Source organism: Herpetosiphon giganteus, assembly GCF_016907925.1.
Taxonomy (GTDB): domain Bacteria; phylum Chloroflexota; class Chloroflexia; order Chloroflexales; family Herpetosiphonaceae; genus Herpetosiphon; species Herpetosiphon giganteus.
In genome coordinates this window covers 1-1925 of sequence record NZ_JAFBCZ010000076.1, presented here as the reverse complement: position 1 = coordinate 1925, position 1925 = coordinate 1, and the positions used below count along the sequence as shown (strand labels likewise).

2 protein-coding genes are annotated in these 1925 nt (G+C 62.1%); both read left to right on the top strand.

Annotation, left to right across the window (positions count from 1 at the left end):
• A partial coding sequence (locus JOD20_RS26240; protein ID WP_204758130.1) for a transposase occupies window positions 1-900 on the top strand: 900 nt, incomplete at its 5' end.
• Window positions 807-1763: a transposase gene (locus JOD20_RS26235; protein ID WP_204758129.1), complete on the top strand. Its 957-nt coding sequence runs from the start codon at window positions 807-809 to the stop codon at window positions 1761-1763. The genes JOD20_RS26240 and JOD20_RS26235, both read left to right, overlap by 94 nt.
• Window positions 1764-1925 lie beyond the last annotated feature (162 nt).

The following is a 1925-nucleotide window of genomic DNA, read 5'->3' as shown; positions in this document are numbered from 1 at the left end:
CAGAGTGTTGCACAATCCATAGGGGTCTCGACAAGCGCCCGATTCCATGGCATGCTCAGCACAGCATCGCTTGTTCATGGAGCCATCACCATGACTGCATCATCAGCATCGCCCACCACTGTTGCCGATCTTCCCCCCTTGCCACCGTTGCTGCTCGTTGTGCTTGCCCGCTACTGGACACCCCTCATGCAGTGGCTCGAACACCGACTCCAGCAGCGGTTGCTTGCTCGCTGTCGGACCCATCCCCTCGTGCGCTTGGCTGCGGTTGCCGATCTTACCCCGGTCATTCACGCATGCGCCGCCTTTCATCATCGCCATGGCCCTGGCGCACCACCAACCTATTCAGTTGCCATCCTCGTTCGGGCCGAACTGCTCCGCGCGTGGTATGGGGCCGTGTCCGATCGCCAGCTTGAGCACCTGCTGACCACCGATCTCCTCGCCCGCTGGTTTGTCGGCCTCGCTCTCTGGACTCCTGCCCCCGATCATACAACCCTCAGTCGCTTTCATGCTTGGATGACCATCCACCACCCCCAGACGCTCTTCGATCAGGTCCTCGCCCTGCTTGATCGCACCGATCCCGAAGCCGCACCCATTCAGGTCATCGATACCTTTGCCCTCGCCACGCCCGCAACGCCGGTCAGTCCCCGTCGGATCATTGCGACGCTGACCGGAACCCTTGCCCAGTGGTGGATCACCACCGCTCCCACAGCCCTCCAAGCCGTCCTTCCACCGCTTGATCTGGGGCCACTCCTCCATCCGCCGCGCTGGCGATCAGCGGTGGCGGCCATGGCGGTGAAATCGCCACCATGGCCGCCACCGCTGATCGGGTCATCACCGCCGTGGCTCCCCACATTCCATCCCTTCCCGCACCGCTCCAGCCTCCGGCGCAGCACCTGCTGACGCGCCTTCAGACCGTCTTGCATGGCGAATGTTCCGTCGATCCAACCACCGCGCAGTGGGGCGAACGCCCTGCGGGAACCAAGGGGACGTTTCGCATGGCCAGCCTCCGTGATCCCGAAGCAACCTTTCGGACTCATGGCCCCCACCAATCGACCTTCGGCTATAACGCCGCTATCATTGCCACCCCAACCCGCATTCGCAGCATGGTTGCGGCGACCGGCAGTACGCCTGATGCCGACACCCTCGCCCGTGCGCTCACCCAACAAGTCGAACGCGGTGATCCGCCACCTACGTATCTCATTGCAGATCAGGCGTTTGGCTGGGGGCAACCGCGCACCCAAGCCTTAGCGGTGACGAACGGCACAACCCAGGTCGTTGCGGAGGTTCCGACGAGTGGTGGCCGTGACCACAGTCGGTTCGGGCCAGCCGACTTTCGCGTGCGTGACCAAGATACCCGCTGCATCTGTCCAGCAGGCGTGCAGACCGAGCGGCGGTATCGCGCCAAAACGGGCGATGGTGTGCTGTTTCGGTTTCTGGCCAGTCAATGTCATGGGTGTGCCGTGTGGGATGCCTGTCGTGCGCCTGGTACTAAGCCGCGTGCACACCGCACCGTCTTCATTGCCACCCACTATGCCACCTTGCGTATGGCAACCACCTTCAATACCAGTCCGGAAGGCCAGCGCCTGTTAGCCAACCGGTGGTGGATTGAGCCAACGATTGCGTGGGTGGTTCGCTATGCGGGTGGTCGGCGGAGTCGGCGCGTGGGACAGGCCGCAGCCCAGTATCAACTCTGGCAGGCCGGGGCCGTGATTAATCTTCGGCGTTGGCTTCGGCGCATGACGACGGGCCACGGACACAGCTAAAGCGATCTGGTAGGAACATGGGATCAAGCAGGTGCAGGGCGATCACCGTGAAGGCGTGGTAGGTATGTGGTGTGAAAGGGATGCGATGGATGGAGGGTGGTATTAAAAAAAAGGTTCGTAATTGGTGAAGAGCAGAGGTAGGGTGAATTCTGCAACACTCTC